The organism is Thermofilum sp., from assembly GCF_038871435.1.
In the GTDB taxonomy this organism is placed as follows: domain Archaea; phylum Thermoproteota; class Thermoprotei; order Thermofilales; family Thermofilaceae; genus Thermofilum; species Thermofilum adornatum.
This window is the reverse complement of record NZ_JAVZIC010000003.1, coordinates 81135-95354: the sequence shown is the minus strand read 5'-3', so window position 1 is coordinate 95354 and position 14220 is coordinate 81135. Positions and strand designations below refer to the sequence as shown.

Genomic DNA, 14220 nt, shown 5'->3' with positions numbered 1-14220 from the left:
CCCGGAAACGCTCTGGTTTCCGGGTTGCATCTCGGTAAGCATGAAAAGTGAGGCACGGTGTGCGTTTCTCGACCGGATCGAAAGGAGGTGATCCGGCCGCAGGTTCCCCTACGGCCACCTTGTTACGACTTCTCCCCCCTTGGGAGGCCCAGATTCGACCTCCCACCTCGTCGGCAGGAGGCCTCACCTGGGCCTCCCTCGGGTGGAGCGACGGGCGGTGTGTGCAAGGAGCAGGGACGTATTCACCGCGCGTTGATGACACGCGGTTACTAGGGATTCCAGGTTCACGAGGGCGAGTTGCAGCCCTCGATTCCTACTGAGGCGGGGTTTAAGGGATTGCCTCCCCCTTTCGGGGTCGGAACCCGTTGTCCCCGCCATTGCAGCTCGCGTGTAGCCCGGGGGTTTCGGGGCATACTGACCTGCCGTAGCCCCCACCTTCCTCCGGCTTATCGCCGGCAGTCCCCCTAGAGTGCCCCGGTCCCGAAGGACCGGGTAGCAACTAGGGGCGGGGGTCTCGCTCGTTCCCTGACTTAACAGGACACCTCACGGCACGAGCCGGCGACGGCCATGCACCTCCTCTCAGCTCGTCTGGCAAGGTCGTTAGCCTGGCCTTCATCCTGCTGTCGCCCCCGGTAAGGTTTCCGGCGTTGACTCCAATTAAACCGCAAGCTTCACCCCTTGTGGTGCTCCCCCGCCAATTCCTTTAAGTTTCAGCCTTGCGGCCGTACTCCCCAGGCGGCAGGCTTAACGGCTTCCCTACGGCACTAGGCGGGCACGAAGCCCGCCTAACACCTAGCCTGCATCGTTTACAGCTGGGACTACGGGGGTATCTAATCCCCTTTGCTCCCCCAGCTTTCGTCCCTCACCGTCGGGCGCGTGCTAGCCGGGCGCCTTCGCCACTGGTGGTCCTCCTGGGATTATAGGATTTCGCCCCTACCCCAGGAGTACCCCCGGCCTCTCCCGCCCCCTAGCCCGGCAGTATCCCTCCGCTCCCACGGTTGAGCCGTGGGCTTTAAGGAGGGACTTACCGGGCCGGCTACGGACGCTTTAGGCCCAATAAACGTCCCGACCACTCGCGGGGTTGGTATTACCGCGGCGGCTGACACCAAGCTTGCCCCCCGCTTATTCGCCCGGCTTTTTAGACCGGGCAAAAGCCACCCTCATCGGGTGGCACTCGGGGTGACTCCGTCACGGTTTCCCGCATTGCGGAAGTTTCGCCCCTGGTGCACCCCGTAGGGCCTGGGCCCTTGTCTCAGTGCCCATCTCGGGGCTCCCGCTCTCACGGCCCCTACCCGTTATAGGCTTGGCGGGCCGTTACCCCGCCAACTACCTGATAGGCCGCAGCCCCATCCTCGGGCGGCTACGGCAGGGATGGTGCCGTAGCCCTTTCGGCGTAGACCCATTCCAGAAGTCTACACCTATGGGGGATTATCCCCAGTTTCCCGGGGTTATCCCCCTCCCGAGGGTAGGTTAGCCACGTGTTACTGAGCCGTCCGCCGGAGCCGGCCGTGCCCCCGGCTCCTAGACTTCCATGGGTTAGCCCCACCCCGATAGCGGTCGGGTCCGGCAGGATCAACCGGAGTCTGGCCGCGTGCGGAGGAGTCGATAAGCTTACGCACACCGTGCCTCACTTTCTTATCCCCGAGAGTTCCGAGCTAGCGCTCGTTTTTCTCGGGGACGCACTGTGTAGCCATGGGCGGAGGCCGCCTTTTCATTGGGAGAGGTTGCCTCTCCCGTTATCTAGGCGAGCCGCCGGTGCCCATGGCGGCAAAATTATTGGTTAATGGGGTTGTTTATAAATTTTACTATTAGGCTATACTCCGGGAAGCATACGTGTCTATGTAGAATTTTGCTAGTGCCTGGGGGTTTACTGTGCCTGCGAGCCATTCTAGTAGCTTGCTCATATATAACGTTGCCGGGGGCAACGTGTCCTGCTTGTAGACTGCTTGTAGCTCGTTGATTGTTGTTGTGGCTAGGGGGTATGCTGTCCTGTGCCTTGCCTCGAGTTTTAGCCCCTCTATGTTTCCCCTTATGAGCTCGTCTAGGAAGTATGTTGCGATCTCTTCTGCGGTGAGGGGGAGTACGACGAGTTGGTGTGGCGAGGCTTTTTCCAGTATTTTGAGCTTGAGCTGGGTGTATGTTGCAGGCTCCGCGTCTATGGCTATGGTCTCTATGCCTGGCAGTTTTTGGGCTAGCTGGTTGATTTCTTGGGGGATGTTTCGTCCGATGTGTATGTGGCTTATCTTTACTTGGAACTCTTTCTCTATGTCTACAAGGAGGTCTAGTGATGCTTTTGACTGGAGATTCGGCAGTGTCGCTACTAGGATGCTGTCCTGCCTCTTTATGCCTGCTTTCCGGAGGTTCCTCTTGTACCTGTTTCTAAGCGCTGTCTTTGTGACCATGTTTTTCACTCTATGCACGGCAAAGTGGACAGTTTTTATTTTGTGGGCTTCAAATAAAGTTATGTGGGCTGCGTAAAGGAGGCGTCTTTCCTGCTTAACGGAGTGTCGAGCGATCAGCTTGCAGAGGTCTTGCTGAATATGGGTGGATGGGGGGTGAACTACTTCATCGAGGAGAGGAGGGGCGGCAGGTGGATGTATGCTTTTTTCAGGGAGGTGAAGAGACAGGACGACTACTTCTTGGTAAAGGTTGGCCTCAGGGAGAAAGATAGGTGGAAGTGGGGCGAGGTCTTCATGGTGAGGCTGGTGGAGGACGGTGGAGGGGTAAGGATGGTTGTTAGGCGTGTGAGGGGTGTGGGTAGGATAGGTTCTGACCTGGTTGGGTACTGGATTGTAGAAAATGCTAGGAAGCATTACCCAGACGTCTTACTTGAGGACGGTACGACTTTCTAGACTCTCGCATAGGATTATAGGGGGCGCGCCTACTCTGGATGCGGGATCTTGGCTTTGCGGAAGAGCTCTGGGTTTTTGTGTAGTGGACGTGTAGCGTCTATGCCGATCTTCGAGGTTTGAAGTGTTTCCTGGTCTGCTGACGGGTCGAGGCTGCTCCCCCTTGCCCCCCTTATGATGATTACGTCCTCGTCTGGCTGCATCCTTGTAGCCAGCGCCCATTCAACGTCCTGTGGATTGTCGGGGTCTATGTCTGTATCCACAACTACTACCGATTTCAGGGAGGGGTGTGCAGCGAACGCCGCCATTATCACGTTTTTGGGGTCGCCCTCTATTGTTTTTTCCATCGAGATGACTGCATGGAGCCACCCTCCTCCCCCAGGCGTGAGCCTAACCTTTTTTATGCCTGGGGCTGTCTTTGACGCCACTGTGTAGATTGCTACTTCCCTTGGAAAACCCATCAATAGCAGGTGCTCGTAGCCCGAAGGCAGAATAGTATAGTACAGGTAGTCCTGCCTGACACTTATCGATTCAACGTGGAAAACAGGCTCTTTCCTAACTATGTCGTATGTCCCGAGGATATCTACGAATGGCCCCTCGTCTACCCGTTTCCCAGCTACGAATTCCCCGGTTATTATTATTTCCGTGGGAATAGGCAACGCGACTCCTTCAAGGAAGCTGTCAGTCCCCCTCAAGGCGCCGTTTACAAGTGTGTTTGCGACCTCGGCCTCGTAGACGCCAAACGGCGGGCTCATTGCTGCCGCTAGATACATTATCGGTGGTGCACCTATGAGTATGGCCGCTGGGAGGTTCCGTCCCCTCGCCTCTGCCTTCCTGTGTATCTGGTAAAGGTGCCTTGGGACAAGCCTTACTGCTAGGTTTTCCTCGTCTAGTACAAGTGCTCTGTGGATGCTCGCGTTTACTGCGCCTGTCTCGGGGTCTTTCGCTATGAATATGCCTGAAGTAATGTATCTTCCAGCATCCTTCTCGAAGAATTTAAGGATTGGTAGCTTGTAGAGATCGACGCTCGTTTCCTTGAGGCTGGGCTTTTCTAGAATCCTTATTGATGTAGGGTTTTCCATGGCTCTCGCTACACGTGTATATATCTCTGCGTCGGAGCCTCCGCCTAGAACCAGCGACAGGTTCTCCCGTTTCGCAAGCAGATTTGCAACAACTTTTCCGTTTGGCGTATCGAGAGCTACGGGGTATGGCTGGGCCTGCTGGATGTGCCAAGCGGCCTCATAGTCTAGCGCGAGTTGCCCCGGGATTTTTCTAAGCAGGCCAGATTCGTCTAAATGTGTCAAAAGTGCTCTAATATCAAGGGAAATATTTTGCTCCATGAGTACTTTAGACACATGGTTGTGTAAATAAACCTATACTCGGCTGTCATCCATATGCAAGTAGTCAGACTTCTAGAAGATGCGTTAAGACTCTCCCTCTGCCTTCTTTATGACCTTTAAGTCTTCGGCACTTATTGTAACTGGTAAAACAAAGACAGCCTCGGCCAATTCTACTTTTACCTCGTTCCTTGACTTGTCGATGCCCACAATTTTGCCACGCATTCCAGTGAAGGGGCCCCTAATTATTTCTACAAGGTCGCCAACATTAAGCTGTTCCACAAGTGGCTTGGGCTTCAGCATTTTCTCCATTTCGGCGAGGCTAACCGCGCCCCCTATGACGCCCCTGACATGTTTCAGGCCATAGGCAAGCCTTTGTGCCTCGTAGAGGGCGTCGCTTTCAACAAACACTAGGCCCTTAAGTGCGGGGATAACGAGTATCGAGTACACCTTGTAGTTTCCAGAGGTTGCACGTCTATACAGGAGATAGGCAACGTTGTATTCCTGGCCCTGGGTTACCCTCAGCGCGTAGAAACGGGAGAGCTCAACCTTCTTCTCCTCTGCCAACAATCTTCACCCAGGGGCTATATTTCTTCGCGTCTGCGTAGATAGACGGCGAGGACGAGGATTACCACTATGATGATTATTCCTCCTAGGAGTACGTATTCCCTAGAGATGCCTCCCAGGCCAGCAAATTCTAGGAACGAGCCCATCAGCTGGAATACGAAGCCTATGGTTCCTAGGAGGCCCAGACCAATTAGCACTACTCGTAGCATCATCTTGTATTCTTCTGGTTCTGGGCGTGAAACCATCCTCAATAGCCGGATAATTGTGTCGCTGAGTTTGCCACTTTTGCTACTCATGTCGCTCGGTTCTTCTGAGAAAAATGTAAAATAAATATCTTGTGTTTCGGGAAAACTTTACTGATGTAAGGGCTGTTTGCCCAGATACTTGGTCCACTCTGGGTACAGCAGGTGAAGGAGAACAGCCTTAGACGTATGCAACCTGTTTTCGGCCTGATCAAACACCACGCTGTTTTTCGACTCTACAACCTCGTCGGTTATCTCTTCGCCCCTATGCGCAGGCAGGCAGTGCATCACGATAAAGTCTTCCCTCCCCACGTGTTTCAAAAGCTCGCTGTTTACCTGGTACCTTGGGAGAAAAGCCTTGAGCCTGGCCTCCTTCTCTTTTTCTTGCCCCATGCTCACAAACACGTCCGTATAGATAACGTCCGCGTCCTTCACAGCCTCATATGGGTCTTCCGTAACCTGGATCTTGGACAAATACTCTTTTCCAACTAGATCCTCCCTGGGCATGTAATCTCTTGGAGACGCCACTGTAATCTTGGCTCCAAGCTTGACTCCAGCAATTATAAGCGAATTGAGAACATTGTCCGTGCCGTCCCCTACAAACGTAATCTTTACTCCGTCTATCTTGCCCTTCTTCTCCAGGATAGTCATATAGTCGGCTAGCGACTGTAACGGGTGATACTTATCGCTCAGCAGGTTAACAACTGGAACACTTGAATATCTTGCAAGCTCCTCTAGATCCTCGTGCCGATAAACCCTGGCAGCTATGAGGTCGTGGTACCTGGACAAGACGCGCGCAACATCTTTTACGGGTTCTCCCCTGGCAAGCTGCAACTCGTTAGAGGAGTAGCTTACGGGGAACGCCCCAAGTTCATATGCGGCGACAGTAAATGAGGCGCGGGTCCTTGTAGAGGGCTTCTCAAAAATCATTGCAACTGTTTTCCCGGATAATAGATTCAGGTACTTTGCACCTGCATTTCTAAGCTTTTTGAGCAGGATTGAGTCTTGTAGAAGTGCAAGTATCTCTTCTCTAGAGAAATCTCTCAAGGTTAACAGGTCTCTTTTCTTCACGTTTCAAAAATTTTTGATCAAAAATTTAAAAGTGACGCAGGTAAACCAAGAAAATATATACCAGTTTATCAGACTTTGTGTCTTTGAGTCTGCATGTGGTCGATGCTGTATCTTTTAAGGAACAATCCCCAGCGTCTCATAGACAACATGAAGGCTAGGTTTCTGGATACGGGTCTGGTGGAGGAGGCTATAAGGCTTGACACTGAGTGGAGGGCGAAGAAGAAGGAGTATGACGAGGCAAAACACGAACTGAATGTTGTCTCCTCCCGCATCAGGACGGCGCAAGGCGAGGAGAGGGAACAGATCCTGGCCAAGGCACGTGAATTGAGCAGGAAAGTTGACAATATCGAGAAAGAGCTGGCCGAGCTCGAGGCAAAGAGAGACGAGGTTTTGAAAAAGTTGCCAAATGTTATCCACGAGACAGTCCCCATCGGTCCCGACGAAAGCTATAACCAGCCAGTGAGATACTGGGGAAAGCCGAAGGTTTACAGTGGAGACGTTGAAGCATTCTTGAAGGAAACCAAGGAGAAGGGCTTCAACGTTGACTATGAGGTAATTGACTGGAAACCGCTGGGCCACGCAGATTTTCTGGAAAGCAAAGGGCTCACAAACACTCAGAAGGCAGGCGAAGTTGCAGGAGCAAGATTCTACTACATGTTCAACGACCTTTTGTGGCTCGAACTCGCGCTAGAAATGTATGCACTGGAATTCCTGGCTTCGCAGGGATTCACTATACTTCTGCCACCCTACATGCTTAGACGTGAAGTCTTGGAGGGAGTGATAAGCTTCGAGGACTTCCGAGACATGGTCTATAAGATTGATGGCGAAGAACTGTACCTGATCGGCACAGCCGAGCACCCGATAGCCGCGCTACACTCAGGGGACGTTATACCAGAAAAAGACTTGCCACTACTTTATGCTGGCCTCAGTCCATCGTTTAGGAAAGAGGCTGGCGCTCATGGAAAAGACACCAAGGGAATCTTCAGGGTCCACCACTTCGAAAAGGTAGAACAGTTCGTCTTCTCGCATCCCGACGAGAGCTGGAAATGGCATGAAAAGCTGATAGAGAACGCCGAGAAATTGTGGCAGGGACTAGAGATACCCTACCGGGTCGTCAACATAGCTTCTGGAGATCTAGGAATGGTGGCCGCCAAAAAGTATGACTTAGAAGCATGGATGCCTGCCCAGGCTAAGTACAGAGAAATGGTGTCATGCTCGAACTGCACTGATTGGCAAAGCTACAGGCTTAACATAAGGTATGCTGAATACAAAGGAGGTGTAACGAAGGGTTATGTCCACACCCTAAACAGCACCGCCCTCGCTATTCAGCGGACAATCTGTGCTATAGTGGAAAACCACCAGACAAAGGACGGCTACGTAAAGGTACCGAAAGTACTTCATAAATACCTAGAACATGTAGAGAAAAACCTTAAGGTACTTGTACTTGAATAGTTGCCATTCCTCTTCTCATGGTAAAGATAATCTTTTATATACACATTTAACCATTTATGCTTGATGAAATATGAGTACACGACCCGAGGAAGCTGGAAACATCAAGGTTGGATCGTTCATAGTTATCGACGGTGAACCTTGCAAGGTAGTTGAAGTCGAGAAAAGCAAAACAGGAAAACATGGATCCGCGAAGGCCAGGATAGTGGGCATAGGCTTCTTTGACGGAAGCAAAAGAAGCATCGTTGTGCCAACAGACGCACGCGTAGAGGTCCCAGTGATAAGGAAGTTCACTGCACAAGTCGTTGCTATTGTTGGTGACAACCTACAGTTGATGAACCTGGAAGACTACTCTACATTTGAGATGCCGATGCCACAGGAAGAAGAACTAAAGTCAAAGCTCAGCGAGGGCGTTGAGGTCGAAGTCTGGGAAGTAATGGGCAGACCAAAGATAATGAGGATTAGGACTTAGAGACTATTTTCGTGATGAGCCAGGCAGGAGTGAGCCAAAAGCGATGACCGCGATCTTGAGTGCTGACACAAATTTTCTCCTGGCTTACACCTGAGGGATGCGTACTGCCACAAAAAGAGTGCAAAATTGGGCTTGTCGGTGGCACTTTTTCTCTCCTTCACCGGGGACATAGACACCTTCTGAGATATGCGGCCAGCAAGTCTGAGAAACTTATAGTTGGCGTGACTAGCGACGAATATATTAGGAAAAACCAAAAAAGTCATCCAGTAGAGCCATACGAGCTGAGAGCGTTATCCGTGATTCTATTCTTGATGCACGTTGACCCCTCGCTAAACATACTCGTAGTGCCAATCGACGATGAGTATGGACCAGCTTTAACAGAGGTGGAGGCTGACTGTATTTTCGTAAGCGAAGAAACATTCTCAGGCGCTGTAAAGGTAAACCTGGCCAGGAGAGCGAGGGGTCTAAAACCTCTCAAGGTGTATTCCGTTGAGCTCATAGGACATGAGGGAGAAAAACTCTCAAGTACAACGTTATGGAGAAAAATATTAAGCAGACAGACTAGAGGCGATTTTTCTCCGTATAGCTTCAACAAGGAAAATTACTAATAGCCCCCATATAGCCAGGATAAGTATTCCCAGGAGACTCCTTGCAAAACTCTGTGGAACAACTGTTGCAACCTTCTCAGCCAGTGCTACGAGGGCAATAAGAGACCCCCAGAAAACAAGTAACACCCCAGACAAGAGAGCAATGGTTCTAATCTTCCTATTTATGCTAGCCATCTACATCACCCCACCGGTGTTAACAAATAGGACAGAAAAGCAAGGAAAGCTGCTACAACTTCCAACCATATGTACATTTCAGCAACCTCTTTCTCAGTTAACGGCCCAGAGAAATGCAGAATCAGTCTAGTTAAGGTCAGAGGTGCCTTTGGGTCTGGGTTAGACCTTAATATCCCGTTCTCTACAAGAACCGGCCTCACTTTTATTTCCCGATGCTCCCTGAAGCCCCTAAAGCTCACTAGAACAAAGAGACCATTAAGTATATGTGGCAACAGAAGAACCAGGACAACGAACTCCAGGTGGAAAGCTACGGCAATTGCTCCAAGAAGAGCGCCCAGGAAGAGACTACCGCTGTCCCCGTTAAATATCCTCGCAGGGTAAGCGTTGAAAGGATAATAGGCGAGTAGAACGGCTAGAGATACTACTGTTAGTACAAAGAGAAGCGTGTCTCCTTTCAGTAAACTGATTATGGCAAGTGTTGTAAATATGACTATTGACGTGCCTGGGACAATGCCGTTTAAAACATCAAGCATGTTGACGACGTTTGCCGTGCCGGCAACGGAGACAGGTAGGAGGAGCCAGTATATTATTGTCATTCTCATCCTGCCAATTATTGGAACTACTGGTCTGCCCCATTCGATAGCTTTTGGGTAAAGAAAACCTATGACGGCTAGTGGAACAAATGTAAAAACGCTTAGAATAGTTTTCGTCAGTCCTCCCAGGATTTTTTTGTCATCTATGTATCCTATAGCGAAACCTATCCCAGCGCTGAGGGCGACTCCAACTAGTTTTGCTAGAGAAGATGCGTCCAGAGGATAGAAAAGCATGAACAATATCAGTCCAGATACAAAGCCTATAAAGAGGGCTACGCCTCCGCTGTGCGCAACGAGAGGATTTCCAGGCTTATGTGCATCGGGCCGGCTTAGGCCGTGCTCCAAGTGCAGCTTAATTATTTTAGGTGTGGCTATCTTTACCACTAGAAAAGCTACGATAGACGACAGCAAGACACCTAAAAAGGCTTCCGGCATACCTCATTACCTCCTAGACAACACCTGTTTTTTTGGCTACGTAACCCATCAACACTGGGAACAATATAGTTACATCCCCCGGCACTGTCACATGTTTGGCCTGAGGCTTTATTTTTCCCCAGCTTATTGCCTCCCTGGTCTGTGCTCCAGACAAGCTCCCGTCCCACTCTGGAGCCGAAGTAATTTGGACTGCATAGTCTAGTCCACCTCGGAACTGTGACCACCAAATAAGGTGGTGCTTAGATATGCCGCCGCCAAGAATTATACCCGTCAAGTTGTCAACACTGTATATGTATTCGGAGATTTTTCTCTCGTCTTCTAGCAAGTCAAGCTTGACTTGCTTGGCGTTGGGTCTGAGGCGTTGCTCCTCGTTAAAGGTAAATATGGCGGTTCCAAATGCAGAATCGAGAACTCCGGGTGCAAACAGGAGCTTGTTTCTCTCATAGACGGCTCTGAGAATAGATGACTCGTCTCTGAGTCTTTTACCAGACTCATGTGCAAGCTCGCTGGTTGTCCATGTATCTTTTATTTTTATTAGTTCCTCGAGCATCTCGTGGACGAAACGCTCAATTGGCGGGCCATAGTTTTCGACGGGAATAAGGATGTTTCCCAGCCTATGTATTTCGAGCTCTTTTAGAAAGACGTCGTCCATCGCGAATTCGCCTATATAGTAGTTGTTCCCTGTTCCTCGTGCAATGTCATGGTCGAAAGTGCCGCCAGTCGTCATGAGTAGTTCACATATCCCTTTATTGACCATATCGGCTATGATGCCCCTTAAGCCCGTAGAGACAAGGTTTGCTGGAAAAGCCAACGCAATCTTGCTAGAGGTGGTGATCGCATCGACCAGTATATCTGCGGCTCTCACTAGGTATTTTACCGAGAAGCCTCCCATCTGTTTATACTTCTCCATTAATTTTTCCGAGGCTTCAGCTATGTCGGCTAGCCTAATGTCTGTAACTGGCTCACGCAAGAGTTCTCGACGGATTTTTATCTTCTCGCTTTCATTCACAGCCACGAAGAAAACGTCCTTTCTAAAAAACCTAATGCAGGCTATACTGTACAGCTATTTCGGAAAAAGAAGGCCAACGCCCTAGTGCACCTTTATACTGAACACTCCTTTCTGACTTATCGACAGCATTTTAGCGGCTTCAGACTTCTCTGGGTCAATCACCGCTATAAAGCCATCCCACTCCTCGGTGAACTCTCTAGACCCGCATATGGGGCAAACCTCTACAGTGTCCTGGACAAGCGTTTTACACTTTACACATGCCTTTAACGGGAGCTTACGTTTCTTAGCCACTCTTTTCACCGGCTTGCTGCGTCTTAGACTTTTCGATAAGCTCCTTAATAAACTCTAACTTGCCCAAGTAGGGCTGACGCATCGTCAACCTAATTTTTAGCTGACCTTTCTGCTCATCGTAAGCAATACCAACTACTCTCGCCCTGACAATGTCGCCCTTCCTTATCGTCCTGGTACCCTTTTCGTCCTGTATAAGAACCACGCCATTTTCTCGATCATACGTTATGTTCTTCGATGGATAGATCTGTGACTTGTGCACAAAGCCATCAACGGGTCCTAGCCTCACAGTTAGGCCAATATTTTCAACGAGGACAACTTCTCCCTCAACAATCTCGTTATTGACAGCACTATAAACCAATGCCTTGAACCTCACATCGTGATATGGCGCGCCATCCCCCCAAGTCAAATAGCCATACTCAGATACATCCACATCCAAAACTGTGACAACCATCCCGATTCCCTGGATAACTCTGCCCTCAAACTCCTCTTTCAAAATCTCTAGTGCAACCTCTTTTAGGGGTCTGCCAAACATTCTCGGAGGAATCCTAATTACGTCTTGAAGCTCTACTAACTTGTACACATCTTTGCTTAGACAAACAGATATTTTAAACATTTTCTTTAAAGACAATCATCTCAGAATAATCGCGAGCAACCGAAACGTAAATAAGACTTCTCAGAACAAAAATAAATGCCCGGCGGGAAAGCCCCAGGGGGCTAGCCCTCCCCTGCACCACAAACGGGCTTTACGGTGGGGGGCGTCAACCCCCATGGGCGTCCAGCCTGCTGTGCGGAGACCCGCAAAGGTACCAATGAAAACCGTTTCCACGGGACGCCTCGTCCGCGTAAGGCTCCTCGTAGGAGGAGTCCTTGCGCGGCAGAGGCCGAACCGGGTTAGGCCCGGGAGGGAGCGGCCCTAAGGCCTCCGAGGCGTGTTCGTGGAGGCGACGGTTAGAGGGCTGCCTTTGCGGGGACCCCACACAGCAGGCTGGGCCACCGTGGGGGGATGCCGCCGGGCATTTCTGTATGCGAAAAAAATGTATAGTATCACTGTAATCAATTTTAATGGGCGCCAAGTGGTCCGGCGGGCGGCCTCCGGTCCGTCTCGGCGACGAGACGGGCTGTGGAACCCCCTCACCGCCGCGGACCTGTAGCCGCGTAAGCGGCACGGCGAGATGCCGTGGATCAGCTGTTGCTCTTGCCACGGATGGGGATGACCTACTTTTAGTGGTAGCGACGACGTGGCAAGCTTGCGTGGAACGCTGATCCTGCAGGGGGAGGGTCAAGCAGGAGCCTATGAGGCTCCGCGGGGAGGCTCCGGGTAGACCCTTAGACAGATGCCGCCTAAACATAAGGGGGGGTACGACCGGCCACTTGGCGCCCGATCGTAGAAATAGTTATTTCTGGTGCCGCGTTCCATGCATGGAGTTTGCAATGAAGGTCTTAGACCTGTTTGCCGGCGCTGGGGGGTTTAGCAGGGGGTTTCATCAGGAAGGGTTCGAAATTGTGGGGGCTGTAGAGCTGGACAGTAATGCTGCCTCCTCTTTTGCCCTGAACTTTCCTAAGGCCCATGTATTCGTGAACGACATAAGGGAGCTACACTCACTGGATATTTTGAGTAAGCTTGGGGAAAAGCCAGATGTAATTATCGGGGGTCCACCGTGTGAAGGCTATACGAGGGCTAACCCCAAGAGAGAAAAAGAGCCGCTAAACAGGCTTTATGTGGACCCGCTTGGATCTCTTGTCCTACATTTTATCCGTATTGTCGGGGACCTAGAGCCAGAAGTCTTCGTAATGGAAAATGTTCCGGGAATTCTTGACGGTGGACTAGGTGAAGTTATTAGGGAAGAATTTGCACGCGTCGGATATTCAGAAGTATACTTCAATGTGCTAAAGGCTGAGGACTATGGAACCCCTTCTCATCGTGTACGCGTATTTATCTCTAACAAAAAGATAGCCCCGAAAAAGACGGGCAGACAGGTTACTGTTTGGGAGGCGATAGGCGACCTGCCGCCGCCTGACCCATATTATGAAATTCCAAATCATGAGCCAGTCTCCCTGAGCACGGGGAAGCTCAAGAGAATAGCAAAACTGAAGTGGGGCGAACCACTGATACATTACAGAGGCTACGGAAAACGTGTACTAGGGAACTTGGTTAGGCTACACCCTTATCGACCTTCTCCCACCGTGATGGGGTCTACACGGTTTGTTCATCCGTTTGAAAACAGGCTTTTAACGGTACGTGAGCAGGCACGATTGATGGGGTTCCCAGATAGCCATGTTTTCGTTGGAAGCAAGGATTCACAGTTCAACCAGGTTGGGGAAGCTGTCCCAGTGCCGCTGGCGCGTGCAATAGCTGGAGAGATAAGAAAGATCCTATGACCCCAGCCATTGGAGAGTTTCCAAAAAGTTCTTTACCCAGTATGCATCCCTTGTAGCGAAAAAGTATGCTTGACAAATTCATACCGGTGCTCCACAACACCAATAGTTCACAGCGTGTAGCAGACACTGCCAGAATAGCCTTCGGCCTAGGATACAAGACACTAGTTATATCTAAGGCAGTAGGGCCGGCGGCACAGATAGGGCTCCCCGAGGCGCAGAAACTTGCGATCCGCTACAATGCAAATATAATTTTTCTCTCGGACCTGTCAGAAGTAATAGAGCTTCTACAGCCAGACGTAACCCTAGTGGTTGTGCCAGGCAAGTATGGAGGAGCGAATCTCTCGGAGACACTTAGCAAACTATCCCAGAGGCTTAGCGAGATAAAGAAAGTGCTCCTAGTTTTCGGAGGCTCAGAGCCCGGGCTTACCCAGAAAGAAATGAAGCTTGGAGAGGTAGTACACCCGGACAGGGTAATAGAAGATATAGGCACCGTCGGAACAGTAGCAATAACGCTTTACACGGTGTCACAGACAATACAGACTAGACAAGTCTGATGCGTGTAACTGTTTTCTTGTTCTGCCAGCTGTATTTTCGAATCCTTTTAGACTTTCCAAAGCCGCAGTGCGCACAGTAGCCCTTCCTAATGTTGTAGCTGTGGTGTCCACACCGGCGGCAACGTATATGTGTGATCTTTTTACCCCTTTTGCCGAAAGATGTTGTACCCTTAACCATTCCTCAACACCC

General features: G+C 50.6%; 17 protein-coding genes, 1 rRNA gene and 1 other RNA gene. 7 read left to right on the top strand and 12 right to left on the bottom strand.

The features are described from left to right. Window positions 1-82: 82 nt before the first annotated feature. Together QXT17_RS05225 and QXT17_RS05220 are read right to left on the bottom strand one after the other, a co-directional pair. A 16S ribosomal RNA gene (locus QXT17_RS05225) occupies window positions 83-1583 on the bottom strand. A 225-nt stretch (window positions 1584-1808) separates the two neighbouring features. Further along, a complete protein-coding gene (locus tag QXT17_RS05220) occupies window positions 1809-2420 on the bottom strand; it encodes a hypothetical protein (RefSeq protein ID WP_052887166.1) in 612 nt (203 codons plus the stop codon). A gap of 45 nt (window positions 2421-2465) precedes the next feature. Here QXT17_RS05220 and QXT17_RS05215 point away from each other — a divergent pair, with 45 nt between their 5' ends. Then, window positions 2466-2852, top strand: a complete 387-nt coding sequence (locus QXT17_RS05215; protein ID WP_287912550.1) for a hypothetical protein — start codon at window positions 2466-2468, stop codon at window positions 2850-2852. A 29-nt stretch (window positions 2853-2881) separates the two neighbouring features. On the opposite strand, the gene QXT17_RS05210 is transcribed toward QXT17_RS05215, so the two are convergent. The 4 genes from QXT17_RS05210 to argF all read right to left on the bottom strand — a co-directional run bounded on the left by QXT17_RS05210 (window position 2882) and on the right by argF (window position 6066). Then, the gene (locus QXT17_RS05210; protein ID WP_148682006.1) at window positions 2882-4204 is read right to left on the bottom strand and encodes a UbiD family decarboxylase; all 1323 of its coding nucleotides are present in this window, start codon (window positions 4202-4204) and stop codon (window positions 2882-2884) included. A 69-nt stretch (window positions 4205-4273) separates the two neighbouring features. Beyond that, the gene (locus QXT17_RS05205) at window positions 4274-4753 is read right to left on the bottom strand and encodes a transcription elongation factor Spt5 (protein ID WP_020962290.1); all 480 of its coding nucleotides are present in this window, start codon (window positions 4751-4753) and stop codon (window positions 4274-4276) included. A 17-nt stretch (window positions 4754-4770) separates the two neighbouring features. Beyond that, a complete protein-coding gene (locus QXT17_RS05200; RefSeq protein WP_020962291.1) occupies window positions 4771-5049 on the bottom strand; it encodes a SecE/sec61-gamma family protein translocase subunit in 279 nt (92 codons plus the stop codon). A 57-nt stretch (window positions 5050-5106) separates the two neighbouring features. After that, complete coding sequence (argF, locus tag QXT17_RS05195; protein ID WP_020962292.1) at window positions 5107-6066, bottom strand: ornithine carbamoyltransferase; 960 nt, start codon at window positions 6064-6066, stop codon at window positions 5107-5109. Between the two features lie 93 nt (window positions 6067-6159). On the opposite strand from argF, the gene serS reads away from it, so the two are divergent. The 3 genes from serS (at window position 6160) to QXT17_RS05180 (ending at window position 8595) form a co-directional block, all read left to right on the top strand. Next, a complete protein-coding gene (gene serS, locus QXT17_RS05190; protein ID WP_052885503.1) occupies window positions 6160-7518 on the top strand; it encodes a serine--tRNA ligase in 1359 nt (452 codons plus the stop codon). Between the two features lie 70 nt (window positions 7519-7588). Then, entirely contained in the window at window positions 7589-7987 is a 399-nt protein-coding gene (locus QXT17_RS05185) for a translation initiation factor IF-5A (protein ID WP_020962294.1), read from the top strand. A gap of 59 nt (window positions 7988-8046) precedes the next feature. Continuing rightward, window positions 8047-8595 carry a pantetheine-phosphate adenylyltransferase gene (locus QXT17_RS05180; protein WP_020962295.1) on the top strand — a complete coding sequence of 183 codons (549 nt, stop codon included), beginning with the start codon at window positions 8047-8049 and terminating at the stop codon, window positions 8593-8595. On the opposite strand, the gene QXT17_RS05175 is transcribed toward QXT17_RS05180, so the two are convergent. From QXT17_RS05175 to QXT17_RS05155, 5 genes are all read right to left on the bottom strand, one after another. Further along, window positions 8536-8769, bottom strand: coding sequence for a hypothetical protein (locus QXT17_RS05175; protein ID WP_148682008.1), 234 nt, complete (start codon window positions 8767-8769; stop codon window positions 8536-8538). The genes QXT17_RS05180 and QXT17_RS05175 overlap by 60 nt on opposite strands. A gap of 5 nt (window positions 8770-8774) precedes the next feature. Then, window positions 8775-9797, bottom strand: a complete 1023-nt coding sequence (locus QXT17_RS05170) for a glycosyltransferase 4 family protein (protein WP_148682009.1) — start codon at window positions 9795-9797, stop codon at window positions 8775-8777. A 13-nt stretch (window positions 9798-9810) separates the two neighbouring features. Continuing rightward, complete coding sequence (locus QXT17_RS05165) at window positions 9811-10806, bottom strand: deoxyhypusine synthase (RefSeq protein WP_020962297.1); 996 nt, start codon at window positions 10804-10806, stop codon at window positions 9811-9813. A gap of 81 nt (window positions 10807-10887) precedes the next feature. After that, window positions 10888-11097, bottom strand: coding sequence for a transcription elongation factor subunit Spt4 (spt4, locus tag QXT17_RS05160; protein WP_020962298.1), 210 nt, complete (start codon window positions 11095-11097; stop codon window positions 10888-10890). Next, window positions 11090-11677 (bottom strand): DNA-directed RNA polymerase, encoded by a 588-nt coding sequence (locus QXT17_RS05155; protein ID WP_187147051.1) that lies wholly within the window; start codon window positions 11675-11677, stop codon window positions 11090-11092. The genes spt4 and QXT17_RS05155 overlap by 8 nt, the downstream gene beginning before the upstream one ends. Before the next feature lie 113 nt (window positions 11678-11790). Here QXT17_RS05155 and ffs point away from each other — a divergent pair. The 3 genes from ffs (at window position 11791) to QXT17_RS05140 (ending at window position 14030) form a co-directional block, all read left to right on the top strand. Beyond that, an RNA gene (gene ffs / locus QXT17_RS05150) (signal recognition particle sRNA) lies at window positions 11791-12109 on the top strand. A gap of 419 nt (window positions 12110-12528) precedes the next feature. Further along, the gene (locus QXT17_RS05145; protein ID WP_240366754.1) at window positions 12529-13476 is read left to right on the top strand and encodes a DNA cytosine methyltransferase; all 948 of its coding nucleotides are present in this window, start codon (window positions 12529-12531) and stop codon (window positions 13474-13476) included. 65 nt (window positions 13477-13541) lie between these two features. Next, a complete protein-coding gene (locus QXT17_RS05140) occupies window positions 13542-14030 on the top strand; it encodes a RecB-family nuclease (RefSeq protein WP_020962301.1) in 489 nt (162 codons plus the stop codon). On the opposite strand, the gene QXT17_RS05135 is transcribed toward QXT17_RS05140, so the two are convergent. Next, window positions 14017-14208 carry a 50S ribosomal protein L37e gene (locus QXT17_RS05135; protein ID WP_148682010.1) on the bottom strand — a complete coding sequence of 64 codons (192 nt, stop codon included), beginning with the start codon at window positions 14206-14208 and terminating at the stop codon, window positions 14017-14019. The genes QXT17_RS05140 and QXT17_RS05135 overlap by 14 nt on opposite strands. Between the last annotated feature and the right edge of the window lie 12 nt (window positions 14209-14220).